A 22,918-nucleotide genomic window follows, 5' to 3' on the forward strand; every position below is an offset into this window, starting at 1 on the left:
GCTTTTTTCGTCGAAGCCGATGCCATTCACGATGTCGCCACGGTAGGCGGGCAGGGTGACCCCGTCGATGGTTTCATCGTTGGCCGAACGCGGCTTGGCGAACTGGCCGGCCATGCGCCCGACTTTCACCACCGGGCAGCCGGCGGCGAAGGTCATCACGATGGCCATCTGCAGCAGCACCTTGAAGGTGTCACGGATTTTCGCGGCGGAGAACTCGGCAAAGCTCTCGGCGCAATCGCCGCCTTGCAGCAGGAACGCACGCCCCTGGGTCACTTCGGCAAACTGGCGGCGCAACTCGCGGGCTTCCCCGGCAAACACCAGTGGCGGGTAGCTGGCCAGGTTCTGCTCCACTTGCAACAAGTGCGTAGCGTCCGGGTACTGGGGTTGTTGCTGGATCGGCAGGGCGCGCCAGCTGTCGGGGCTCCAGGGTTGGCTCATCATGAACTCGATTGGCTGATTGACGGTCGGGCGCCAATGTTATCAGCAATTAGTGCGTGACCTGTTGCCGCTGGTTGGCCGACAATCGCGCCTTTGCCGTGCAGCAAACCTGTTAGGAGTAGTGATGACCGAGGAGCGTGTCGAGCGCCTGCTCGCCGAAGTCCATGATGATTTCGGCATGATCCGTGTGCTCGAAGTGGCCGATTACCGTTTTCTCGAGTTCGGCGATGCCATCGAGCAAAGCTGCGTGTTCACTGCTGACCCGAGCTGGCTGGAGTATGACTACACTCGCGCGATGCTGATCGGCGCGTTGTGCCATGAACAGCCGGAAAGTGCGCTGTTCCTCGGCCTGGGCGCCGGCACCCTGACCCAGGCATGCCTCAAGTTCCTGCCATTGGAGGACGTGGAGGCCATCGAACTGCGCCCCGATGTGCCGCGCCTGGCCATCGAATACCTGGGGTTGGACGACGACCCACGGCTGTACATCCGTATTGGCGACGCCCTGCAATTGCTCGACAGCGCCGAGTCGGCCGACCTGATTTTCGTCGACCTCTATACCGACGTCGGCCCCGGCGTCGGGCACCTGGCCTGGTCCTTCCTGGAAAACTGCCAGAAAAAACTCAACCCCGGCGGCTGGTTGGTGATCAACCAGTGGGCCACCGACGACGGTAAACCCCTGGGCGCGGCGTTGTTGCGTGGCTTGTACCACCGGCATTACTGGGAGCTGCCGGTGAAGGAGGGCAATGTGATTCTGCTGGTGCCTTCGGAACTGGATCAGGTGCTGGACCTGGGGGCGCTGTCCGCTCGCGCTGAAGCCTTGGCGCCGCGCCTTGGGTATTCGTTGCAACCGCTGATCAAGGCGATTCGGCCGGCGACTTAGTCGCCTGTCACGACGCCATCGGGGGCAAGTCGAATCGTCGCACCGCCCCTCCCACCTTTGAAATGCGTTCCAAGTGTGGGAGGGGGCTTGCCCCCGATGGCATTGGTACTGCCAACTCAAATACCTTTGAACACCCCAGGCCGCTTCTCAACCATCGCCCGCACCCCTTCCTTGGCATCCTCGCTATTGAGCAACTTGTTCACCAGCGCTGGCAATGCGGCGGCGGCAACGGCTTCACCTTCCATATGCGCCAGCCGTGCCGACATCAGCGTCGCCTGCACGCCCAGTGGCGCCTGGCGGGCGATGCGGTTGGCGAGTTCGACGGCGCGGGGCAGCAGGTCTTCGCTGGCCATCACTTCCTGCACCAGGCCCAGGCGCAGAGCGTCATGGGCGTCGAACTCATCACCGGTGAGCAGCCAGCGCATCGCGTTGCCCCAGCCGGCGATCTGATGAAAGCGCAACGTCGCGCCGCCGAACGGAAAGATCCCACGCTGTACTTCCATCTGCGCAAAGCGCGTGTTGCTCGCGCAAAGATTGATATCTGCCGCCAGCATCAACTCGATGCCGATGGTCAGGCAGTAGCCCTGGGCCGCGACGATCACCGGCTTGCTCACCCGTGGGCCGGCGAACACGCCCCAGGGGTCGCATCCACCCAACGGTGGTTGCCAGCCGCCGGCCATCACTGCGCTGACGTTGGCCAGGTCCAGTCCGGCGGTGAAGTGGTCGCCATGGGCGAACACCACCGCCACTCGTGCATCGTCATTTCGATCAAATTCGCCATACGCCAGGCTCAGCTCATTGAGCAGGTCCAGGTCGAAAGCGTTGCGTTTGGCCACCCGGTCCAGGCCCAGCAGCAGGACATGGCCCCGGAGTTCACGGCTGACGCGGCTGCTGCTGGCTTGATTCATCGGGTGTACCCTCGAGGGCGGGGAAAGCTTTCAGACCAAAGGGGCCGAAAGGTCGGGTGAACCGTTTAAGCTTTATGCCCAGCAGGGCCGGGCCTTTGAAAAATAGACCCTGCCAGTGTTATCTGCAAAGGCTGTGACGCAGCGCGGTTTATCGGCGCTTTCCGATAAAAAAAGCTCCCTTTTTCAGGTATTTCCGGTATAGTGCGCGCCGGCCTTTAACCGGGCCGCGTTTAGGTAGCGCAATTCCCCGAAGTCAGCTTCGGCTGCACGTCCGCACAGCGGACTCTTCCTTGACGAATCTTTTTCATTCATTCGTTTTCGCAAATCCCCGCCGACAAAGCAGCCAGGGCGACTCTTGAGTCTCAACACGGCATGCGCAGCTTTGGAGCATGGGTCTTTGCGGATGCACTTAGAGGCAGACCCATGACCCAGGAAACCGGCGGCTTCGCCGCTTTTAATCTTAACCCGAATATTCTTGCAGCCGTCGCAGCGACCGGCTACGAAGAGCCTTCGGCGATTCAGCAGCAATCGATCCCGATCATCATGGCCGGCCAGGACATGATTGGCCAGGCGCAAACCGGTACCGGTAAAACCGCCGCGTTCGCCCTGCCTATCCTGCACTGCATCGATCCTGCCAAGCGCGAACCGCAAGCCCTGATCCTGGCGCCAACCCGCGAGTTGGCGCTGCAAGTAGCAACCGCTTTTGAAACCTACGCCAAGCAAATGCCAGGCGTCACCGTTGTGGCCGTTTACGGCGGCGCGCCGATGGGCCCGCAACTCAAGGCTATCCGTAACGGCGCACAGATCGTTGTCGCCACCCCGGGCCGTCTGTGCGACCACCTGCGTCGTGACGAGAAAGTGCTGTCGACCGTGAACCACCTGGTTCTCGACGAAGCTGACGAAATGTTGAAGCTGGGCTTCATGGATGACCTGGAAGTCATCTTCAAGGCACTGCCACCGACCCGTCAGACCGTCCTGTTCTCGGCCACCCTGCCACAGTCGATCCGTGCCATTGCCGAACGCCACCTGCGCGATCCGCAACACGTGAAGATCCAGACCAAGACCCAGACCGTTACCGCGATCGAACAGGCTCACCTGTTGGTTCACGCTGACCAGAAGACCTCGGCTGTATTGAGCCTGCTGGAAGTCGAAGACTTCGACGCCCTGATCATGTTCGTGCGCACCAAGCAAGCGACCCTGGACCTGGCCAGCGCCCTGGAAGCCAAAGGCTACAAGGCCGCTGCGCTGAACGGCGACATCGCCCAGAACCAGCGTGAGCGCGTCATCGACTCCCTCAAGGATGGCCGCCTGGACATCGTTGTGGCGACCGACGTTGCTGCCCGTGGCCTCGACGTTCCACGTATCACCCACGTGTTCAACGTTGACATGCCGTACGATCCAGAGTCCTACGTGCACCGTATCGGCCGTACCGGCCGTGCTGGTCGCGAAGGTCGTGCACTGCTGCTGGTAACGCCGCGCGAGCGCCGTATGCTGCAAGTGATCGAGCGCGTAACCGGCCAGAAAGTGGCCGAAGTGCGCCTGCCGGATGCCCAGGCCGTTCTCGATGCCCGCATCAAGAAACTGACCAACAGCCTGGCGCCACTGGTGGCTGACGCTGAATCGACCCACGGCGATCTGCTGGACCGCCTGACCGCCGATATCGGTTGCACCCCGCGTGCCCTGGCTGCAGCCCTGCTGCGCAAAGCTACCAACGGTCAGGCCCTGACCCTGGCAGCCATCGAGAAAGAACGTCCACTGGTTCCGAACAGCGCGCCACGCGGTGATCGCCCAGAGCGTTCCGGCGACCGTCCAGACCGTGGTGATCGTGAGCGTCGCGCTCCGGTTCCATTGGCTGAAGGCCGTGCTCGTTGCCGTACCGCGCTGGGCGCGCGTGACGGTATCGCTGCCAAGAACCTGCTGGGCGCTATCCTCAACGAGGGTGGCCTGGCACGTGAAGCCATCGGTCGCATCCAGGTCCGTGACAGCTTCTCCCTGGTGGAGCTGCCGGAAGACGGTCTGGAAAAACTGCTGGCCAAGCTGAAAGACACACGCGTTGCCGGTAAGCAGCTGAAGCTGCGTCGTTATCGCGAAGATTGATCCGCCTTTGGGCTGATTGATCGCACATAAAAAATCCCGACTGGTTCGGGATTTTTTATGCCTGAATTGTTTGCACGGCATACAGCCCTTGCCGGCTCCTGCAAGGGCTGGCGCTAGCCGAAGCGGTAGATGTCCATGCCCAGCGCGCCCATCGTGAAGCCCTGGTGCGCCACGCTGAAGTCGCCACCGGCGCCCCGCGCAAAATACAGCGGCAACAGATGCTCATCACTGGGATGGCTGCGCACGGCATTTGGTGCCTGACGGCGATAGTCGTGCAACGCGGTTTCATCGTTGGCCGCCAGCTTGTCGACGACCCAATCGCGAAAAGCCAGCGCCCATGGCGTGATGGTCTCCGGCCCGGCGCGCCAATCAAGCTCACCGAGGTTATGGGTGATACTGCCCGAGCCGATCAGCAGCACGCCTTGCCCGCGCAGGCTGGCCAGGGCATGCCCGACGCGGGTCTGCAGGACTGGGCCCATGCGACTGGGCAGCGAAACCTGCACCACCGGGATATCCGCCGCCGGGTACATCAGCGAAAGGGGTACCCAGGTGCCGTGGTCGAAGGGGCGACGGTCGTCAATGCGGGCGTTCAGGCCATCGGCGTGGAGTAGCTGGACAATCTCGCTGGCCAGTTGCGGGTCGCCCGGCGCCGGGTATTGCACGGCAAACAATTCGCGCGGGAACCCGCCGAAGTCGTGCCAGGTTTCGGGCGCCGCACTGCCGCTGACCAGCAGCTCATGGCTTTCCCAATGCGCCGACACCACCACGATTGCCTTCGGCCGTGGCAGCTCGGCCGCCAGACGCTGCAACGCCGGGCCGCTGGCGCCAGGTTGCAGGGCGAGCATGGGCGAACCGTGGGAGATAAACAGGCTGGGGAACATAAGTGGGGTCCTGAGCGTTAACATGGGCCCATCTTCAATCAGATCATTGATCTAAATCTAATATAAGTTTTAGTGCCTTTTGATCGAATTTCCGGGGGGATCCATGGAGCCTAAGTTTTGGCAGGAGCGCTGGGCGCGCAATCAGATCGGCTTCCATTTGCCTGAGGTCAACCCGTATCTGCAACGACACTGGCCGCAGCTCGCTCTCGCCGAAGACGCCCAAGTGCTGGTGCCATTGTGTGGCAAGAGCCTGGACCTGATCTGGCTGGCCAGCCGTGGGCTGCGGGTGCTGGGCGTGGAGCTGTCGGAGCAGGCCGTCGAGGCGTTCTTCAGTGAGCAGAACCTGGTGCCACGCATCACACGGCAGGGCGCCTTCACGGTTTATCAGGCTGATCGGGTCGAGGTGTGGTGTGGCGATTTCTTCGCCCTGGACGCCGACGTCCTGGCCGGTTGCACCGCACTGTATGACCGCGCCGCACTGATTGCCTTGCCGCCGCTGATGCGTGCGCGATACGCCGAACACCTGAACAGCTTGCTGCCTCCAGGTTGCCAGGGGTTGTTGATCACCCTCGATTACGACCAGGCGCAGAAAGCCGGACCACCGTTTGCGGTGACGGATGACGAGGTGAAGGTGCTGTTCGGTTCGGAATGGACCTTGGAGGCGCTGGAGGAGCAAGACATTCTGGGTGAGAGCTGGAAGTTCGTGCAGGACGGCGTCACGCGGCTCGACGAGCGTGTCTATCAGCTAACGATGCGTTGACAATATAAGCGCCCACAAAGAAGGGGCGATCAAATCGCCCCTTCTTGTGTAACGGCTGGTTATCAGCCCCGACGGCGCAGTGCGTCGATCCGCTCTTCCAGCGGCGGGTGGCTCATGAACAGGCGAGCCATGCCCTGTTTGATACCACCGTTGATGCCAAAGGCGGTCAGGCTATCCGGCATATGCACCGGCAGGCCTTGTTCGGAGCGCAGGTGTTGCAGGGCCGCGATCATCGCCCCGGTACCGGCCAGGCGTGCCCCGGCTTCGTCTGCACGGAATTCCCGTTTGCGCGAGAACCACATGGTGATCGCGCTGGCCAGGAAGCCCAGCACCACTTCAGCGAAGAGGGTCGCCACGAAGTAGGCAATGCCGCGGCCCTCTTCGTTCTTGAAGATCACCTTGTCGACAAAGTTGCCGATGATACGGGCGAAGAACATCACGAAAGTGTTCACCACGCCCTGCACCAACGCCAGGGTGACCATGTCACCGTTGGCCACGTGGCCGATCTCATGGGCCAGCACGGCCTTCACTTCATCGTACGAGAAGCGTTCCAGCATGCCCTGGCTGACGGCAACGAGTGCATCGTTCTTGTTCCAGCCGGTGGCAAAGGCGTTGGCTTCATAGGCCGGGAAAATCCCGACCTCGGGCATCTTGATGCCCGCTTCACGGGACAACTGCTCGACGGTCTGCAGCAACCATTGCTCATGCCGGGTGCGTGGCTGGGTGATGACCTGGGTGCTGGTGCTCATCTTCGCCATCCACTTGGAGATGAACAGCGAGAACAGCGAGCCGGCAAAACCAAAGACCGCACAGAAAACCAGCAGCTGATTGAGGTTCAGGTCAACCCCGTTGGCCGCCATGAACCCGTTGAAGCCGAAAAGGCTCAAGGTGATGCTGGCAATCAGCACGACCGCAAGGTTAGTGGCCAAGAACAGCAGGATGCGCATCATGGTTGTAGAGTTCTCCTCATGCTTAATATGTCGCGTACTGCGGGGTATATAAGGTGCGGCATGGGGTGATTCAACCGAGCGACTATTTCAAACTGTGTCCTACAGCCTGAATGTAGAGCCTTGAAGGGCGTTTCGCTCATGGAAAAGGCTGCTTTATCGTTTCGCCGTTGCCTTGCAGCCCTGTAATCATAGGGGGTAGGTGATGTTTGCGGTGCCAGTGAAGTGCTCAAGCGGGTGAGGCGCAGAGAAGTGTTGCCAGATACTCGCTGTACGACCGATTGTCGGTCGTACAGCGGCGTTTCCGTTATTGGCGATAGGACTTGAGGAAGTTGCCGATGCGACCGATGGCCATGTCCAGGTCATCCACACGCGGCAGCGTCACCACGCGGAAGTGATCCGGCCACGGCCAGTTGAACGCGGTGCCTTGCACCACCAGCAGCTTTTCCGACAGCAGCAGGTCGAGCACGAACTTCTCGTCATTGAGGATCGGGCACACCTTCGGATCGATCCGCGGGAAGGCATACAGCGCACCCATGGGTTTCACGCAGCTCACGCCCGGGATCGCGTTGAGCAGTTCCCAGGTGCGGTTGCGCTGTTCCAGCAAGCGGCCCTGGGGCAGGACCAGGTCATTGATGCTCTGGTAGCCGCCCAAGGCGGTCTGGATGGCGTGCTGGCTCGGCACGTTGGCGCACAGGCGCATGTTGGCCAGCATGTCGATGCCTTCGATGTAGCTTTGCGCGTTGTGCTTGGGACCGGAGATGGCGATCCAGCCGGAGCGGAACCCCGCCACGCGGTAGGACTTGGACAGGCCGTTGAAGGTCAGGCACAGCAGGTCCGGCGCCAGGGAGGCGGTGCACACGTGCACGGCGTCGTCATAGAGGATCTTGTCGTAGATCTCATCGGAGAACACCACCAGGTTGTGCTGGCGCGCCAGTTCGAGCATGCCCAGCAGCACTTCCCTGGAATACACGGCGCCCGTCGGGTTGTTCGGGTTGATGATCACCAGGGCCTTGGTGTTCGGGGTGATCTTGGCCTTGATGTCGGCCAGGTCCGGGAACCAGTCGGCACCTTCGTCACACAGGTAGTGCACAGGGTGGCCACCGGCCAGGGTCACGGCGGCGGTCCACAGCGGGTAGTCCGGCGCCGGCACCAGCACTTCGTCGCCATTGTTGAGCAGGGCCTGCATGGACATCACGATCAGCTCGGACACGCCATTGCCCAGGTAGATGTCTTCGATGCCGACACCTTCGACCTGTTTCTGCTGGTAGTACTGCATCACCGCCTTGCGCGCGCTGAACAGGCCCTTGGAGTCGCTATAGCCCTGGGCGGTGGGCAGGTTGCGGATCACGTCCTGGAGGATCTCGTCCGGCGCTTCGAAACCAAACGGCGCCGGGTTGCCAATGTTCAGCTTGAGGATGCGATGGCCTTCCTCTTCCAGGCGTTTGGCGTGCTTGAGCACTGGGCCGCGAATGTCGTAGCAGACGTTGGCGAGCTTGTTCGATTTGCTGACCTGCATGGCGATGTGATCCTGAAAATGAACGATCCAGACGGTGGGGACACTACCGTACTGTGAATCCTGCGGGGCCCGCACCCATAAATACGTTTGAATGCCGGTAGCGCGGGTGCCAGACTGGCGTTTTGAAGAGGCGCAATCATACGTGCCGCCTGATCCATGGAAAAGACACAGATCAGGCTTTTTCAGTTGCCGAGGTGTACCGATGGAAAAGTTGGAAAAAACCCTTCAGGAATGGCAGGACATGCTGGACCCGGCGCAGTATCAGGTGTGCCGTCTCAAAGGCACCGAGCGGCCGTTCTCCGGCAAGTACAATGCCACCACCACGGACGGCGTTTACCACTGCATTTGCTGCAACGAGCCACTGTTCGACGCCAAGACCAAATTCGATGCCGGCTGCGGCTGGCCGAGCTTCTACGAGCCGATTGCCGACAGCGCGATGATCGAGATCCGTGACGTCAGCCACGGCATGATCCGCACCGAAGTCACCTGCGCCAAATGCGACGCGCACCTGGGCCACGTGTTCCCGGACGGCCCGCCGCCGACCGGCCTGCGTTATTGCATCAATTCGGTCTGCCTGGACTTGGTGCCGCGTTGATACACCTTCTGTAGACGCCCGGCTTGCCGGCGATGACGATCTCACGGGCGCCATCGCCGGCAAGCCGGGCTCCTGCAGGGTCCGGTGATGATGGGGTATCAGTCCAGTCAATTAAATTGCACGCAATTGAATTGCTTACTATGTTTACCCTTCTTTTCTCCTGATCGAGGCACTGCCATGAGTGACAACCTGCTGAGCATCCCTTGCACCACCATCAAGGGTGAGCAAAAGACCTTGGCCGATTTCGCCGGCAAGGCCATCCTGGTGGTCAACACCGCCAGCAAGTGTGGCTTCACCCCCCAGTACAAAGGCCTGGAGCAACTCTGGCAGCAGTACAAGGACCAGGGCCTGGTGGTGCTGGGTTTCCCTTGCAACCAGTTCGGCAAGCAGGAGCCCGGTAACGAAGGCGCGATCTCCGAATTCTGCGAGCTGAATTTCGGTGTCAGCTTCCCGCTGTTCAAGAAGATCGATGTGAATGGCAGCGATGCCCACCCTTTGTTCGTGCAGCTTAAAAAACAGGCGCCGGGCCTGCTCGGCTCCCAAGGCATCAAGTGGAACTTCACCAAGTTCCTCATTGGTCACGACGGCCAGGTGGTCAAGCGTTTCGCCCCGACCACCAAACCGCAGGACCTGACCCAAGAGATCGAAGCCCTGCTCAAATGACGGTATCCCTGGCCCTCGACAATCAGTTGTGCTTCAAGCTCTACGCGGCCTCTCGGGCGGTGACCCGCGCCTACAAGCCAATGCTCGATGAGCTCGGCCTGACCTACCCGCAATATCTGGTGATGCTGGTGTTGTGGGAATGGCACGCCGCAGCGCCGGCGCAACCCACGGTCAAGGCCTTGGGTGAGCGCCTGATGCTTGACTCGGGCACGCTGACGCCGCTGCTCAAGCGCCTGGAACACCTCAAATGGGTCAGGCGCCAGCGCAGCGCCGAGGATGAGCGGGAAGTGCACTTGAGCCTGAGCCAAGCCGGTGTGCAATTGCGCGACCAGGCCCATGGCCTCAAGACCCGGCTGTTGTGCGACAGCGGCGTCGACCTGAACCAGGCCGACACCTTGCGCGATGGCCTGGACCAATTGCTCCGACAGATCAGAGACTTGTCGTCTTCGGCACCCACAGATCCAGCAAACCGCTGAGTTCTTCTCGACGGAACGGCTTGGCCAAATAATCATTCATGCCCGCAGCCCGGCAACGCTCGCGTTCTTCGGACAAGGCGTTGGCGGTCAGCGCGACAATCGGCAGGTCCGGCCAGCGCCCGCTGCGACGGATCTGCCGGCTGGCCTCGTAGCCGTCCATCACCGGCATATTGCAGTCCATCAACACCAGGTCGAAGCGTTGTTCCTCCAGGAACTTGAGCGCCTCGCCACCGTGGGCGGCCACGACCACCTCGCACCCCAGTTTGCTCAGCATGCCCTTGGCCACCAATTGATTGACCGGGTTGTCCTCTACCAGCAGGATGCGCGCCCGGTGTACCAGCGGCGCGGCTTCCATCTGAACCGGGTCGAGGATCAGTTGGGTGTCGCTGCGCAAATTACGTTGCAGGATCTGATAAAGCGCGTTGCGGCTCAACGGGCGTGCCTGTTGCTGCAGCGGTGCCAGCGCTGCGACTTCTTCGCTGGGCATGAAATTGCCATAAGCGGTCACCAGCAGGATCGGTGCGGTAATGGATGGGCGCAGGCGAAACAGGCATTCGGGGCAGTCGGTGATCAGCAGGTCCGGGGTTTGCCCGCTCAAGTCTTCGTCACGTGGATAGCAGTGGGGCGTCAGCCCCCAGTGGGGCAGCAGGGTCGTGAGCAGTTCCGTCAGGCCGCTGCCGGCATTGGTGATGGCGATCACTTCACCGTTGAGTGGCGCCGGTTGCACGGCGGGCAAATGGATTGGCAGCGGCAAGTCTGCACAGAATTGGCTGCCGAAGCCGACCTCCGAACTGATGCTCAATCGGCCCTTCATCGCTTCACACAGGTTATGCGTCAGGGCCAGTCCCAGGCCTGTCCCGCCAAACTGGCGGGTGATACCGGCGCCGGCCTGGGTGAACGGCTGGAAGATCTTCACCTGGGCTTCCTGGGCAATGCCGATGCCGGTATCACAGACCTCAATGCGCACGCGTCCATCAAGCGCGCTGAGGCGCACATCCACACGGCCGAAACGCGTGAATTTCAGGGCGTTGGACAGCAGGTTGCTGACGATTTGCCGTACGCGGGTCGGGTCGCCCAACACCTGGGCGGGAAACTGCGGGTCGATCAGGCAGGTCAGCTCCACACTCGGCGCCGCGTTCTGCGACAGCAGGTTGGCGGTGTCTTCGACCAGCGAGCCCAGGTCGAACGGGATGCGCTCCAGCTCCAACTGACCGGCGTCGAACTTGGACAGGTCGAGGATATCGTTGAGCAACTCCACCAGCACCTTGCCCGAGTCATGGGCGATGGACAGTTGCTGGCGCTGCTCAGCGTTGAGCGGGCTGTCCAGCGACAGCGCGATCATCCCCAGCAGGCCGTTGAGCGGGGTGCGGATCTCGTGGCTCATGTTGGCCAGGAACGCCGCCCGTGCCTGGGCCATGCCCAGTGCGTGTATCTTCGCCGCTTCCAGCTCATCGTTGGACTGGCTCAGCCGCTGGTTGCTGGCCTTGAGCTCCAGAGTACGGGCGGAGACGATGTCTTCCAGTTGCCCCAGGTATTCGGTCAGTCGGTCCTCGGCGTGACGGCGTTGCTGGATCTCGGTCTCCATGTTTTCGAATTGCTGGTTGGCAACGTTCACCAACACGCCGATTTCGTCATGCTCGTGGCCTGGCGGGCAGTCCAGGCGTGCCTGTTTGCGGTTGCTCAGCTCGCGGATAATGCGCACCAGCGGCTGGGTCAACATCACGTAGAACAAGCCCAGCAGGATGCCGGTCAGCAACAGGCTGCGGACAAAGCCATTGAGCAGGGTGATCTCGGCACGGCGCAGAAAGCGGCTGCCAAAGGCATAGGTGTCCACGTCCAGGCGCAGTACGCCGAGGGATTCGTTGGGCATATGGCTGAGGAACAACCGGTCTTCGAACTGGCGGTTGGCGCCGAACAGGAAGTCGCTGAGGGGCCGGTAGGTGTTTTCCTTGCGCGGCCGGTCGACGTCGGCCAGCACCACGCCGTTGTTGTCGATCAACTGGGCGTGAATGATCGCGGGGGAGTGCAAAAGGCCCAGGGTCAGTTCCTGGGCCAGTTCGGCGTCGATGTTGTAGGCGATGCGTGATGCGGGGTTGTGGCTGATTTCGATCAGCGAGCGAATTTCACGGTTGATGGATGCGTCTTCGCTGGCATAATCAATGCCGATTTGGATCAGACTGAGCAAGGTTCCCAAGACGAAACCGACCAGCACAGTCAATCGGGCTTGTTTATAAGACAAGCGGTGGGCGAACTTGATATCCATCGAGTGTTTAACCACTTCACGTTTCCCTTCGCCCGGCAAGCATAGCTGAACATCCACAGGCTCTGGCTTACCCGGCATGAATCGTTTTTTTACGCAGCCTCGTGCGGTCTGCCGCAGGGCTGCCAATACGCCATCTTTTGCAAGAACTTGCCAGAGGAATAATCGTGGATTCTCGATTGAATGCCTTTCTTGAACGGGCCGATGCCGTGCTCGCCCGCCTGGAACCCTTGTTGCCCGCGCCGCGCCAAACCATCGATTGGAGCCAGTGCCTGGCGGCCCGCTGGCAGCGTGAAGGCCGCAGTGGTTTCCTGTTGCCGCTGGATGTGAGCCTGGAGATGCGTCTGTCCGACTTGATCGGCGTGGATAAACAACGTGAAACACTGGCGCGCAACACCCAGCAATTCATCGATGGCCTGCCCGCCAACCATGCGCTGCTGTGGGGGTCGCGTGGCACTGGCAAGTCGTCCATGGTGCGCGCGTTGCTGGCACAGCACGCCAAGGCCGGCTTGCGCCTGATCGAAATCGAACGTGATCATCTGGCCGACTTGCCGCGAGTGGTCGAGCAACTGGTCAAGCTGCCACAGCGTTTTATCCTGTTCTGCGACGACCTGTCGTTCGAGGCCGGCGAGGGTGATTACCGCGTGCTCAAAAGCGTGCTCGACGGCTCCCTCGAACAAGCCCCGGAAAACGTGCTGCTGTACGCCACTTCCAACCGCCGCCACTTGGTGCCGGAAAACCAGAGCGACAACGACAACTGGAAACGCGTGGATGGCGAGTTGCACCCGAGCGAAGCCGTGGAGGACAAGATTGCCCTGTCCGACCGTTTCGGCCTGTGGCTGTCGTTCTACCCGTTCACCCAGGAGCATTTCCTGGATGTGGTGGAGCACTGGATCGGCGAGCTGGCGAGCAAGGCCGGTTTGCAGTGGCAGCGCGATGAAGCCCTCGATATCCTCGCCGTGCGCTGGGCTACCGGCCGCGGCAACCGCAACGGCCGTTGCGCCTACCAATTCGCCCGTTACTGGGTGGGTCTCAAATTGCTGGAGCGTCAACCATGATCGATCTACACAGCGCCGGCACTGGCCTGGATGGCTACGCCATGCTCTGCGCGCAACTGGAGTCGCTGCTGGCCGATGAGCGTGACTTCATCGCCAACAGTGCGCAGTTCTCGGCGTTCCTGTTCAACCAATTGGACGACTTGAACTGGGCAGGCTTCTATCTCAACCGTAACGAAGAACTGGTGCTCGGGCCGTTCCAGGGCCAGATCGCCTGTGTGCGCATCCCGTTCGGTCGCGGGGTGTGCGGTACGGCGGCGGCATCGAGGCAAACCCAGCGGGTCGAGGATGTGCATGCGTTTCCCGGGCACATTGCTTGTGACAGCGCATCGAACAGCGAGTTGGTGGTGCCCTTGGTCAAGGCCGGTAAACTGATTGGCGTCCTTGACCTCGACAGCCCGTCGCTCGCGCGTTTCACCCTCCAGGATCAGGCGGGTATCGAACAACTGGCGGCGATTTTCCTGCGCTTGACCGACTGCTGATCACGTTAAGGGGCGGCAACCGCCCCTTACTCGCCATCCAGGCCGTGAAGCTGCACGTGCAGTAGCCGCTCCAGTTCCAGCATGAGCTTTTCCAGGGCTTTTGCCCCGGTTTCGATCGATGCCCATTCGTCACCGCGGGCACACGCCTGTTCAAGCGCTTCGCACTGCCCGGCCAATGACGTCGCCTGGACAATACGCGCAGCCCCTTTGATCCTGTGGGCCTGTTCGATGATCTCGTCGAGCGGGGCGTGTGCGGCCATCAACGCGTTCAGCGCCTGGCGATCCTGTCGACTGCTGCTCAACAGCTCCTTGAGCAAACGCCAGTTCAGTTGTCGATCGCCGCCGGTCAAGGCTTCGAAGTTGCCAAGGTCCAGGTGCAGCTCGGCGGGTTGAGGAGCGATCTGCGCCAGTTGACGCTCCAGTGCCGTGAGGCTGATGGGTTTGAACAGGCAATCGTTCATGCCCGCCTCGGCGCAGCGTTGCTTCTCTTCGGGCTGGGCATTGGCGGTAAAACCCAGCACCACGCACGGTGCCAGTTGCTCGCGCTGTTCGTATTCGCGGATCGAGCGACTCAACTCGTAGCCATTCATGATGGGCATGTTGCAGTCGGCAATGACCAGGTCGAAGCGTTCCTGGCGCCAGGCCTGGAAACCGGCAGCGCCGTTCTGGGCCGCCGTGAACTGATGGCCCAGGTAACCCAGCTGCTGGCACATCAGCAAGCGGTTTGCGGGATGGTCATCCACCACCAGCACATTGAGTACCGGCGCGGTTGCAGGCACTTCCGGTTTCAGTTCATTCGTTGCCTGGTCTGGCTGCAGGCGCGTCATTTTCAGGCTGACATGCACCTGGGTACCCACCATGGGCACGCTGCTCAGGCTCAGTTGCCCGCCCATCATTTCGCACAGGCTGCGGCAGATCACCAGCCCCAGCCCGGCGCCGCTCCTGGCCAGCTGTCCGGAGTTGTCGGCCTGGGCAAAGGGTTCGAACAGGCGCAACTGATCATCCCGGCTGATACCGATCCCGGTGTCCTCGACCACCAGTTTCATTTCGACCTGTTGTGCCCATTCGGTGGGCACCACGTCCACCTTGATTTTCACCTGGCCGCGCTCGGTGAACTTGATGGCATTGCTGACCAGGTTCGACAGTACCTGCTTGAAACGCAGCGGGTCGATCAGGACTTCGGTGTCGTCGTGGTCGGGCTTGAATTCAAGGGACAGGCTGAGGGTTTTCTGGCGCGCCAGGCCGTCGAAGACGCGCGCCACCGACTCGATCACCTCGCGCAGGTTGACCCGCTCCGGCGCCAGGCTAAGGCGGCCGGACTCGATGCGTGCGATGTCGAGGATATCGCCGATCAGCTCCAGCAGGTCCTTGGCCGAGTTGTATGCCACTTCGATGGCCGGGCGATCGAGATGGCCCTGGTCGGCGCGTTTGAGGGTCAACTCCAGCATGCCGATCACCGCGTTCATCGGCGTGCGTATTTCATGGCTCATGGTGGCGAGGAACGTGCTCTTGGCGCGGTTGGCTTCGTCGGCGCGCTCCTTGGCTGCGCGAATTTCATCGAACAGTTGGCGTCGCTCGCTGATGTCGATCCAGCCACCGATGATCCCCTGTACTTCTCCGGTAGAGTCGCGGTACGGCAGGATCCAATGGTAGATCGTCAGTTTCTGCCCGTGAATGTGCAGGGTGCGATCCAGGATCAGCGGGTTGCCTTCGGCCATCACCCGCTGGTAGTCGGCATGGTATTGGGTCGCGTCGGTTTCAAGGGCCTGGCTCATCTGGATCGCGTTTTTGCCGATCACGTCTTCGCGCTTGACGTCGAACACCTGCAGGTAGCTGTCGTTGCAGGTCTGCAGCAGGCCTTTGCGATCACGCACGTAGATCGGATGCGGGGTTTCGTTGACCAGCGCACGCATGAACTCGAACTGGTCATTGAGGGCGCGCTCGGCCATTTTGCGGTGCCTGATCTGGCGGCGCATGTAGGCATTCCAGGTCAGGGAGATCAGCAGCAAAAGCCCGGTACCGATGATGATGCGGGCGATCAGTTGGTGATAGTCGCGCCAGTAACTGTCGGAGGCGGCCGTATAGCCACGCCAGCGGCTGTTGATCACGCCGAGTTCATCCGGCGCGATGCTCAGCAGGGCCTTGTCGAGAATCGAGCTGAGTTCGGTGGCACTGCGCGCTGTCGCCAGGGCGAAGGTGGCTGGCAAGGTGCCGATACTGGTGCTGATCTGCAGTTTGTCCTGGAACACTTGGGACGACAGTAAGTAGTTGGCGACCACCAAGGAGTTCACCGCACCTTCCACTTGGCCGTTAGCCAGCATTTCCGATGCCCTGAAGGTGTCGCTGGCTCTTACCAGTTGGATGCCCGGGAAGTCGCGGTGCAGGAGGGGCTCCAGCGGGTTGCCCGGGGTGATCGCCAGGCGCTTGCCGGCCATCTGCTCCAGGCTCGAGGGCGCATCGGGCTCTTTGCGTGTCAGCAGCACATAGGAGTTTTCCAGGTAGGGGCGGCTGAAATTCAGTTGCTCCTCTCGTTCAGTGCTGGGCACGATTGCACCGATGATATCGACGTTGTTGGCGTCGACCTGTTCGATCATCGCGTTCACGTCACGCCCGCGTTCGATCTCGAAACGCAGCCCGGTTCGCAGGCGAATGAGTTCCAGCAGGTCGGCGGTGATACCACGGAAGTTGCCGTCGACGTCGAAGAACGTCAGCGGGGCGAAGGCTTCGTTGACGATCACCTTGACCACCGGGTGATCCTTCAACCAGCGCTCTTCGCGTTGGGTCAGTTGCAGCTTCTGGGCCGTCAGCAGGATATCGCTACCGGCACTCCAGCGTTTGGCGATGGTTTCCCGTTCACTGGTGGGCACGGCGGTCAGCACAGCGTCGACGATGCTCAAGAGGGTGCGCTGATGCTGGGCCATGGCAAAGCTGAATCCGTAGGCTTCGTGTTTACCGAAGTTGGCCATGCGGATGTTCTTCAGGTAGCCCTTGTTGATCATGTAGTGGGTGGAAATGGTATCGCCGAGGAACACATCAGCCTGGTCGAATGCCACCGCATTCAATGCGTTCTGATAAGACGGGTAGGCGCGGATGATCGCCTCGGGGTACAACTTTTCCACCTCGCCCAGAGGCAGGTAATGGTAGACCAAGGCCAGACGCATACCGGCCAGGCCACTATCCAGGCTACGGGTCTCTCCTTCGCGGGTGACCAGTACCGGCTGATCCACGGCATACGGTTCGGACAGCAGCAGGTTCGGGTTCGCCGCCTCAAAGCCGTTGGAGGTGCCCAATAAATCAATATCCCCCGTTTCAAGGGCGCGGATGGCGGCGTCTCGGGAGGCGTAGCGCAACACCGTTACCGGCAAGGCCAGGGCCTTCGACAGCAGGCCGGCGTAGTCGGCGGTGAGCCCCTCATAGTCATGACCACTGGACGTGAGGTCGAAGGGCGGGTAGTCAGGCGATGCGGTGCCCAATACCAGTTCGCGCTTGTTTTGCAGCCATTGGCGTTGGGCCTTGTTCAGGTGGGTTTCCAGTTGAACCGAGCCTGCACGGCTCAACAAGGTGAAATGCTCCGGGCCCGTTTGGTGGTTCGCGAGCACGGCGGTGCTGAAGCACAAACCGGCACTCAATGTAATCAGATAGTCCTTTATACGCCTGGGCATCCGCTTTCTCACACTAGCGCGTTTCGTTTTGCCATCTCGATAAGTTCTACCAAGGATTTGGCTTGAAGTTTTTGCATCAGCCGCTTTTTATAAGTACTTACTGTTTTGTTGCTCAGGAACATGCCTTTGGCAATTTCCTTGTTGGTGCGGCCTTGTGCAAAAAGTTGCAATACCATTAGTTCCCGGTCGTTGACGGTCTTGAACAATTCAAGCTCCTGGGATTCCACGCCATCTACACCGTTGGCGGTCAACGCCTGGCTGGGAAAATAGTTGTAGCCGGACAACACTGCGCGGATGGCGCTGAGCAACTCGCTCAGGTCGCCTTCCTTGCACACGTAGCCATCGGCGCCCGAGCGCATGCAGCGTGTGGCGAACAGCGTGGGGGACTGGGCGGTCAGGATCAGGGTCTTCATCGGCGTATTCATTGCGTTGAATCGGCACAGCACCTCGAGCCCATCCAGCTTGGGAATACTGATATCCAGGATGATCAGATCAGGCAGGCATTCGCGGACCATTTGGATGGCGTCGCACCCGTTGTCCGTTTCACCCACCACTTTGTAACCTTCATGCTCCAACAACATGCGGATGGCAAGCCGTATAACCGGGTGGTCATCGATAATAAAAACTGAGTTCATGATCACATTCCGTACAAGTGCAAATAAAGCGGGCACATTAGCTCAGAAGAGGCGGCAGGAGCATGAGCGCAGGGGGGAGTAGATATAAAACAGGAAAATTCCTACATTAAAAAAGGTAAAGGCCTACTAATCGCGAAGGCTTTGTGAAGTGATCTGTCAGTGCTTTTAAAGTGAGTGAGTTAAAGGCTGGAGATAGGGAACTAACTGGCGCCCTGCAGGCATGTTTCTTAGGTTCATGATGTTTAAAGTCCTACATCTTCAACCTGAGTAAAGGGCAGATCAAACGTGCAAGTTCATCTTTGTTCAACGGCTTCGATAAGTAGCCAAGCAGCGGCAGGCCACGCTCCGCGGCTTGGGCTATCAGGTTGGCGAGTTCCGCCACGGGCAATCCGCTCAGCAGGATGGCCGTCGTGGTAAAGCGCCGGCGGCTGGCGATTTCAATCAGCTCGAGGCCTGGCAGGTCGGGCAGGCATTGATCGCACAGGATGATGTCGAAGGGCGCCTCGGCCTGTGACATCAAGCAGATGGCCTGTTCGGCGTTTTCGGCCGGGGTCAGTCGTGCGAAGCCGAAGCTTCTGAGCAGGCACTGGGTGGCGAGAAGCTGAAACGGATGATCCTCCACCAGCAGGATACGAAGCGGGTAACTGGGCATTGGGGGCACACGGTGAGTCAAGCGTCGATGGAGGGCGCGTAGGAACAATTCGCCTGGGTCGCCCGGAGCGTGCGTGATTATTCATCGGGTGCTTGTGCGAATTCGATCAGGCCGCTCTGTTCCCTTCGTAGGTCAATTCCTTTCAGGTAACAGGCAGCTTGATCGTGTTCGTTATTGAGGGCTGGAACGTCCTGTCATTTCCCGCGCCATCTCCGTGGCATAGCTGTCGGTCATGCCCGCGATAAAGTCGATCATGCGCAGGAACGATGCGTGCAACGGCCACTGGGGGTTCGGCGCATTGTTGCCGAGCAAGTCGAGAATGCGTCGGTTCTTGAACGACGGCGTCCGCCCGCCATGCTGTTCCAGCGCTGCGCCGCAGAAGGCGTTCAGGAGAATTTCCAGGGTGGTGTAGGCGCCGATTTCATGCAGGGTCTTGCGCTTGTCCTGGAAGATTTTCTTGCGTGCCATGTCCTTGGCATCCAGTACGCAGCGTTTGGCCGGGCCATGCATGTGCTCCACCAGGTCGCCGGGCAGGGTGCCGGCGAGCAAGGCCTCCTGTTGTTCGACGAAGGCACTCGCCGCCGCATTGGTCAAATGCTCGATCGCTTTGCCGCGCAGGATGGCCAGCTTGCGTCGGCGCGAGTCCTGGGCGCCGAGCTGGCGGTAGGTCTGGGGCAGGTCGTCGCCCACCAGGTTGAGCAGCAGCGACTCGACTTCGGCGTATTCCAGCAACTCCATTTCCAGGCCGTCTTCCAGGTCGATCAAGGCGTAGCAGATGTCATCCGCCGCCTCCATCAGGTACACCAGTGGATGGCGCGCCCAGCGTTGTTCTTCGAGTTGCGGCAGGCCGAGCTTGTGGGCGATCTGCTCGAGGATCGGCAGCTCGCTCTGGTAACAGCCGAACTTGTGTTTCTTGTAGCCCAGGGAGTCGGCGTGGCGGGCGGTCCAGGGGTATTTCAGGTACGTGCCCAGGGTCGCGTAGGTCAGTCGTGTGCCGCCGTCGAACTGGTGGTATTCCAGTTGGGTGAGTACGCGGAAGCCTTGGGCGTTGCCTTCGAAGTTGAGGAAGTCATTGCGCTCGGCGCTGCTCATGTCATCCAGCCAGCCGCGTCCTGCGGCCTGCTGGAACCAGTGGCGAATGGCGTCTTCGCCGGAGTGCCCGAACGGTGGGTTGCCGATGTCATGGGCCAGGCAGGCCGATTGCACCACCATGCCCAGGTCGCTAGGGTCGCACCAGTCGGGCAGGGCGCTGCGCAGGGTTTCGCCGACACGCATGCCGAGCGAGCGACCCACACAGCTCACTTCCAGGGAGTGGGTCAGGCGTGTGTGGATATGGTCGTTGCTGGAGACCGGATGCACCTGGGTCTTGCGGCCCAGGCGGCGAAACGCGCCGGAGAAGATAATACGGTCATGGTCTTTGTGAAACGGGCTACGTCCCAGTTCTTCCGGGCTGTGCAGCGGTTTGCCAAGACGTTCGCGAGTCAGCAGGGTGGGCCAATCCAAGGCGGGTACTCTCCGTGCGGTGAATGACCCTGCCAGCTTCCCGGTTCAGCGCGGCCTGGGCAAGCGAAAATCTACAGCCCGGCCGCGTCGATATCGATTAACAGCAAACGCTGACCGTTATCGAAGAATTGTCCGGCGGTGAGGCAATACTGGTTGGTGGTTGCGTCGCGGTAGGTCGAGGACAGGGTCAGGCGTCGTTCTTCCCACCCTTCGGCCAGCAAGTGGTAGAAGTACGGGCGCCACGACCAGTTGTGGCCCAGGTAGCGGCTGTCGGCCTGCCAGGCGTCCTGGCGCCATTCGAAGTTGGGCGTCAACTGGGTGCCGTGCCGGTCGCACTGGTAGAAGCGCAGCAGCCAGGGAAAGGCCGGCAACTGCGGCAGTTGGCTCAGCGGCGCCCGTGCCTGGGCCCAGGTTTGCAGGATCGTCATCAATTCGGCCAATTGCAGGCGCAATTGCATGATGCGCCCGCGCTCTGCCAGTTTTTGCTGGACATAGGCGGTGCGCAACTGGGCAAAACACGGCACGAAGGCGTCGGCGGCGAACCAGTCCAACTGGGCCTGGGCGAACAGATAACCCTGCACATACCGCGAGCCGCACTCCAGGGCGAAACTCAACTGCGCCTCGGTCTCCACGCCTTCGGCAATGATCCAGCACCCGGTCTTCTCCGCCATTTGCGCGAGTGCGCGCACCACCTCGCTGCTCGGTCCGCCGCGGGCAGCGTCCTGGAACAGGCGCATGTCCAGCTTGAGAATATCCGGTTGCAACGCCAGCACCCGGTCGAGTTGGGAATAGCCGGCGCCAAAGTCGTCGATGGCGATGCGTGCACCGGCCTGGCGATAACGCGCCACCACGTCTGCCAGGCGCTGGATGTCGCCACCCAGTTCGGTGATCTCGAACACGATGCGTCGCGGGTCCACGCCATGGTTGTGGATCTGTTTCAGGCTCGGCAGGGCTTGGCCCGGGCGCAAGCGGTTGATCCAGCGCGGCGAGATGTTCAGGCTCAGGAACCAGTCTTCGGGGGCCTCGTGCAAGCGGCTCAGCGCGTTGTCGCGGATCTGCCGATCAAGGCGGCGCAAGGTCGCGCCAGGCGTGCGCGGGTCGGCGAACAGCGGGCCCACGGACTGCAAGCGGCCGTCGGCCTGGCGCAGACGGCCCAGGGCCTCGACGCCGGCGATGCGGCCGGTGGCGGTGTCGATGAACGGCTGGAAGCAGGCGAGCGGTTGCCCGTCGATCACGGGGCCTCCTTAAGAGAAGAGGTGGCGAAAAAAAGGCCCGGCCCTCGAAAACGAGGGCCGGGCCGATTCTGTTAGCAAGAATGCAGCCAGTCGGACTTAACTTTTACGCGACGTGCCCTGCATGGCCAGTTTGATCAGTGGAATCAAGCCGGCACCGAGGCGCACCAGGCGCGTCAGGCTGCCGATGCCGCCACCCTTGGCACCCTTGCCGGTGAAGAAACCCATCAGCGTCACGGCAGCCACGCCCCACAGCGGCGCGTGCTTGATGCCCAGGCTGTCCTGCCAGTTCTGGCCCATGTTGCGCACCTTGTTCAAAGGCAGCATCAATTGCTGGGATTCGTGGCGGATCTCCTGACGGTGCATTTCCATGCGCAGGCGAATCAACGCCTTGCGCATTTCGCGTCGTGACGTGTTTTGAGGCATTTCAGTCAGGCTCATGGCAGCAGGCGCTCCCGGTCATTGGCCAGCTCTTCGAGGGTGGCGTGGAACGGCGTGGATTCATCGAACACCGCCGCTTTCAAGCGCACCCCGCAGAACGCGGCGGCCAGGGTGTAGAACACGCAGAGGCAGATGATGCCGGTGAGGCGGTAGCCGGTGTCCCACACCAGGATCATCACCAGCGTCGACAGCCCCACCAGCAACAGCAGCGCAAACACCAGTGCCAGGCCGGCAAACAACAGCAGGCTGACGGTGCGGGCCTTCTGTTCCTGCAGTTCGATGCCAAACAATTCGACGTGGCTGTGCAGCAAGCCCAGAACGGCTGCGCCCAGGCGCTTTGAGGTTGTCCCTGTGGACGAGCCAGTTTCGCCGATAGACATGATTAGCGCCTTGTGGCCAGCAGGCCGATCAGAAAGCCCACCCCGGCGGCAATGCCCACCGACTGCCAAGGGTTGGCTTGTACATAGTCTTCGGTTGCAGTGACCGCCGCCTGGCCGCGTTCGCGCAGGGAGTCTTCGGTCAGTTGCAGGGTTTCACGGGCCTTGAGCAGGCTTTCGTGGATCTTGCTGCGCAGCTCATCAGCCTGGTCGCCTGCGAGAACCTTGGTGTCGTCCAAAAGCTTTTCGGTGTCACTGACCAGGGTTTGAAAATCCGCCATCAGTATTTCTTGAGCTGTCTTTGCAGTGCTTCTGGCCATGGTTATCTCCGTGATTGGCTGATCTGTACGACTGATTCGTTACGTTTGTTTTCGAGTCACCGGCTTCGGTGAAGGTTCAGTTCAATTGTCTGGTACAGCTTTTGCTTTGCCTTGGTGCGCGGGCCCTGGGGCCTG

The 22,918-nt window shown here is 60.9% G+C and carries 22 protein-coding genes; 8 read left to right on the top strand and 14 right to left on the bottom strand.

What is annotated here, in order from left to right; translation table 11 throughout:
* On the bottom strand, positions 1 to 438 hold a 438-nt coding region (locus BM70_RS31460), incomplete at its 3' end, for a 3-deoxy-7-phosphoheptulonate synthase (protein ID WP_043274320.1).
* Positions 439 to 562: 124 nt separating this feature from the next.
* On the opposite strand from BM70_RS31460, the gene BM70_RS0121250 reads away from it, so the two are divergent.
* Positions 563 to 1,318 carry a spermidine synthase gene (locus BM70_RS0121250; RefSeq protein ID WP_025857859.1) on the top strand — a complete coding sequence of 252 codons (756 nt, stop codon included), beginning with the start codon at positions 563 to 565 and terminating at the stop codon, positions 1,316 to 1,318.
* Positions 1,319 to 1,434: 116 nt separating this feature from the next.
* Here BM70_RS0121250 and BM70_RS0121255 read toward each other — a convergent pair whose 3' ends face one another.
* Positions 1,435 to 2,226, bottom strand: coding sequence for a crotonase/enoyl-CoA hydratase family protein (locus tag BM70_RS0121255; protein WP_025857860.1), 792 nt, complete (start codon positions 2,224 to 2,226; stop codon positions 1,435 to 1,437).
* Between the two features lie 423 nt (positions 2,227 to 2,649).
* Between BM70_RS0121255 and BM70_RS0121260 the strand changes: the two genes are divergently transcribed.
* Positions 2,650 to 4,323 (top strand): DEAD/DEAH box helicase, encoded by a 1,674-nt coding sequence (locus BM70_RS0121260; protein ID WP_025857861.1) that lies wholly within the window; start codon positions 2,650 to 2,652, stop codon positions 4,321 to 4,323.
* A 113-nt stretch (positions 4,324 to 4,436) separates the two neighbouring features.
* Here BM70_RS0121260 and BM70_RS0121265 read toward each other — a convergent pair whose 3' ends face one another.
* Complete coding sequence (locus tag BM70_RS0121265) at positions 4,437 to 5,204, bottom strand: class III extradiol ring-cleavage dioxygenase (protein WP_025857862.1); 768 nt, start codon at positions 5,202 to 5,204, stop codon at positions 4,437 to 4,439.
* 103 nt (positions 5,205 to 5,307) lie between these two features.
* On the opposite strand from BM70_RS0121265, the gene BM70_RS0121270 reads away from it, so the two are divergent.
* Positions 5,308 to 5,964: a thiopurine S-methyltransferase gene (locus tag BM70_RS0121270; RefSeq protein WP_025857863.1), complete on the top strand. Its 657-nt coding sequence runs from the start codon at positions 5,308 to 5,310 to the stop codon at positions 5,962 to 5,964.
* Between the two features lie 62 nt (positions 5,965 to 6,026).
* Here the strand turns inward: BM70_RS0121270 and htpX are convergent, their stop codons facing one another.
* Entirely contained in the window at positions 6,027 to 6,914 is an 888-nt protein-coding gene (htpX, locus tag BM70_RS0121275; protein ID WP_025857864.1) for a protease HtpX, read from the bottom strand.
* A 304-nt stretch (positions 6,915 to 7,218) separates the two neighbouring features.
* On the bottom strand, positions 7,219 to 8,430 hold the full coding sequence (locus BM70_RS0121280) for a pyridoxal phosphate-dependent aminotransferase (protein WP_025857865.1): 1,212 nt from the start codon (positions 8,428 to 8,430) through the stop codon (positions 7,219 to 7,221).
* Positions 8,431 to 8,632: 202 nt separating this feature from the next.
* Here BM70_RS0121280 and msrB point away from each other — a divergent pair, with 202 nt between their 5' ends.
* From msrB to BM70_RS0121295, 3 genes are all read left to right on the top strand, one after another.
* Positions 8,633 to 9,025, top strand: coding sequence for a peptide-methionine (R)-S-oxide reductase MsrB (msrB, locus tag BM70_RS0121285; RefSeq protein ID WP_025857866.1), 393 nt, complete (start codon positions 8,633 to 8,635; stop codon positions 9,023 to 9,025).
* Positions 9,026 to 9,202: 177 nt separating this feature from the next.
* On the top strand, positions 9,203 to 9,688 hold the full coding sequence (locus BM70_RS0121290; RefSeq protein ID WP_025857868.1) for a glutathione peroxidase: 486 nt from the start codon (positions 9,203 to 9,205) through the stop codon (positions 9,686 to 9,688).
* Positions 9,685 to 10,164: a MarR family winged helix-turn-helix transcriptional regulator gene (locus BM70_RS0121295; protein WP_025857869.1), complete on the top strand. Its 480-nt coding sequence runs from the start codon at positions 9,685 to 9,687 to the stop codon at positions 10,162 to 10,164. Before BM70_RS0121290 ends, BM70_RS0121295 begins: the two co-directional genes overlap by 4 nt.
* Here the strand turns inward: BM70_RS0121295 and BM70_RS0121300 are convergent.
* Positions 10,118 to 12,427 carry a response regulator gene (locus tag BM70_RS0121300; protein WP_025857870.1) on the bottom strand — a complete coding sequence of 770 codons (2,310 nt, stop codon included), beginning with the start codon at positions 12,425 to 12,427 and terminating at the stop codon, positions 10,118 to 10,120. The genes BM70_RS0121295 and BM70_RS0121300 overlap by 47 nt on opposite strands.
* Positions 12,428 to 12,591: 164 nt before the next feature.
* Between BM70_RS0121300 and BM70_RS0121305 the strand changes: the two genes are divergently transcribed.
* Positions 12,592 to 13,482, top strand: a complete 891-nt coding sequence (locus tag BM70_RS0121305; protein ID WP_025857871.1) for an ATP-binding protein — start codon at positions 12,592 to 12,594, stop codon at positions 13,480 to 13,482.
* Complete coding sequence (locus BM70_RS0121310; RefSeq protein WP_025857872.1) at positions 13,479 to 13,961, top strand: GAF domain-containing protein; 483 nt, start codon at positions 13,479 to 13,481, stop codon at positions 13,959 to 13,961. Before BM70_RS0121305 ends, BM70_RS0121310 begins: the two co-directional genes overlap by 4 nt.
* Positions 13,962 to 13,987: 26 nt before the next feature.
* Here BM70_RS0121310 and BM70_RS0121315 read toward each other — a convergent pair whose 3' ends face one another.
* The 8 genes from BM70_RS0121315 to BM70_RS0121350 all read right to left on the bottom strand — a co-directional run bounded on the left by BM70_RS0121315 (position 13,988) and on the right by BM70_RS0121350 (position 22,783).
* A complete protein-coding gene (locus BM70_RS0121315; protein WP_051556781.1) occupies positions 13,988 to 17,623 on the bottom strand; it encodes a transporter substrate-binding domain-containing protein in 3,636 nt (1,211 codons plus the stop codon).
* Positions 17,624 to 17,631: 8 nt separating this feature from the next.
* Positions 17,632 to 18,258 carry a response regulator transcription factor gene (locus BM70_RS0121320; RefSeq protein ID WP_025857875.1) on the bottom strand — a complete coding sequence of 209 codons (627 nt, stop codon included), beginning with the start codon at positions 18,256 to 18,258 and terminating at the stop codon, positions 17,632 to 17,634.
* 250 nt (positions 18,259 to 18,508) lie between these two features.
* Positions 18,509 to 18,910, bottom strand: a complete 402-nt coding sequence (locus BM70_RS0121325; RefSeq protein ID WP_025857876.1) for a response regulator — start codon at positions 18,908 to 18,910, stop codon at positions 18,509 to 18,511.
* 171 nt (positions 18,911 to 19,081) lie between these two features.
* On the bottom strand, positions 19,082 to 20,413 hold the full coding sequence (locus tag BM70_RS0121330) for a deoxyguanosinetriphosphate triphosphohydrolase (RefSeq protein WP_025857877.1): 1,332 nt from the start codon (positions 20,411 to 20,413) through the stop codon (positions 19,082 to 19,084).
* Between the two features lie 71 nt (positions 20,414 to 20,484).
* On the bottom strand, positions 20,485 to 21,648 hold the full coding sequence (locus BM70_RS0121335; protein ID WP_025857878.1) for an EAL domain-containing protein: 1,164 nt from the start codon (positions 21,646 to 21,648) through the stop codon (positions 20,485 to 20,487).
* 96 nt (positions 21,649 to 21,744) lie between these two features.
* Positions 21,745 to 22,086, bottom strand: a complete 342-nt coding sequence (locus BM70_RS0121340; protein WP_025857879.1) for a hypothetical protein — start codon at positions 22,084 to 22,086, stop codon at positions 21,745 to 21,747.
* Positions 22,083 to 22,466 carry a phage holin family protein gene (locus BM70_RS0121345; RefSeq protein ID WP_025857880.1) on the bottom strand — a complete coding sequence of 128 codons (384 nt, stop codon included), beginning with the start codon at positions 22,464 to 22,466 and terminating at the stop codon, positions 22,083 to 22,085. The genes BM70_RS0121340 and BM70_RS0121345 overlap by 4 nt, the downstream gene beginning before the upstream one ends.
* Positions 22,467 to 22,468: 2 nt before the next feature.
* Complete coding sequence (locus BM70_RS0121350) at positions 22,469 to 22,783, bottom strand: YqjD family protein (RefSeq protein ID WP_025857881.1); 315 nt, start codon at positions 22,781 to 22,783, stop codon at positions 22,469 to 22,471.
* Between the last annotated feature and the right edge of the window lie 135 nt (positions 22,784 to 22,918).

The organism is Pseudomonas sp. CHM02 (genome assembly GCF_000612585.1).
Lineage (GTDB): Bacteria > Pseudomonadota > Gammaproteobacteria > Pseudomonadales > Pseudomonadaceae > Aquipseudomonas.

Coding starts and splice junctions, on each gene's coding strand:
- BM70_RS0121250 (WP_025857859.1), top strand. CDS start 563: ATGACCGAGGAGCGTGTCGAGCGCCTGCTCGCCGAAGTCCATGATGAT.
- BM70_RS0121255 (WP_025857860.1), bottom strand. CDS start 2,226: ATGAATCAAGCCAGCAGCAGCCGCGTCAGCCGTGAACTCCGGGGCCAT.
- BM70_RS0121260 (WP_025857861.1), top strand. CDS start 2,650: ATGACCCAGGAAACCGGCGGCTTCGCCGCTTTTAATCTTAACCCGAAT.
- BM70_RS0121265 (WP_025857862.1), bottom strand. CDS start 5,204: ATGTTCCCCAGCCTGTTTATCTCCCACGGTTCGCCCATGCTCGCCCTG.
- BM70_RS0121270 (WP_025857863.1), top strand. CDS start 5,308: ATGGAGCCTAAGTTTTGGCAGGAGCGCTGGGCGCGCAATCAGATCGGC.
- htpX (WP_025857864.1), bottom strand. CDS start 6,914: ATGATGCGCATCCTGCTGTTCTTGGCCACTAACCTTGCGGTCGTGCTG.
- BM70_RS0121280 (WP_025857865.1), bottom strand. CDS start 8,430: ATGCAGGTCAGCAAATCGAACAAGCTCGCCAACGTCTGCTACGACATT.
- msrB (WP_025857866.1), top strand. CDS start 8,633: ATGGAAAAGTTGGAAAAAACCCTTCAGGAATGGCAGGACATGCTGGAC.
- BM70_RS0121290 (WP_025857868.1), top strand. CDS start 9,203: ATGAGTGACAACCTGCTGAGCATCCCTTGCACCACCATCAAGGGTGAG.
- BM70_RS0121295 (WP_025857869.1), top strand. CDS start 9,685: ATGACGGTATCCCTGGCCCTCGACAATCAGTTGTGCTTCAAGCTCTAC.
- BM70_RS0121300 (WP_025857870.1), bottom strand. CDS start 12,427: ATGGATATCAAGTTCGCCCACCGCTTGTCTTATAAACAAGCCCGATTG.
- BM70_RS0121310 (WP_025857872.1), top strand. CDS start 13,479: ATGATCGATCTACACAGCGCCGGCACTGGCCTGGATGGCTACGCCATG.
- BM70_RS0121315 (WP_051556781.1), bottom strand. CDS start 17,623: ATGCCCAGGCGTATAAAGGACTATCTGATTACATTGAGTGCCGGTTTG.
- BM70_RS0121320 (WP_025857875.1), bottom strand. CDS start 18,258: ATGAACTCAGTTTTTATTATCGATGACCACCCGGTTATACGGCTTGCC.
- BM70_RS0121325 (WP_025857876.1), bottom strand. CDS start 18,910: ATGCCCAGTTACCCGCTTCGTATCCTGCTGGTGGAGGATCATCCGTTT.
- BM70_RS0121340 (WP_025857879.1), bottom strand. CDS start 22,086: ATGAGCCTGACTGAAATGCCTCAAAACACGTCACGACGCGAAATGCGC.
- BM70_RS0121345 (WP_025857880.1), bottom strand. CDS start 22,466: ATGTCTATCGGCGAAACTGGCTCGTCCACAGGGACAACCTCAAAGCGC.
- BM70_RS0121350 (WP_025857881.1), bottom strand. CDS start 22,783: ATGGCCAGAAGCACTGCAAAGACAGCTCAAGAAATACTGATGGCGGAT.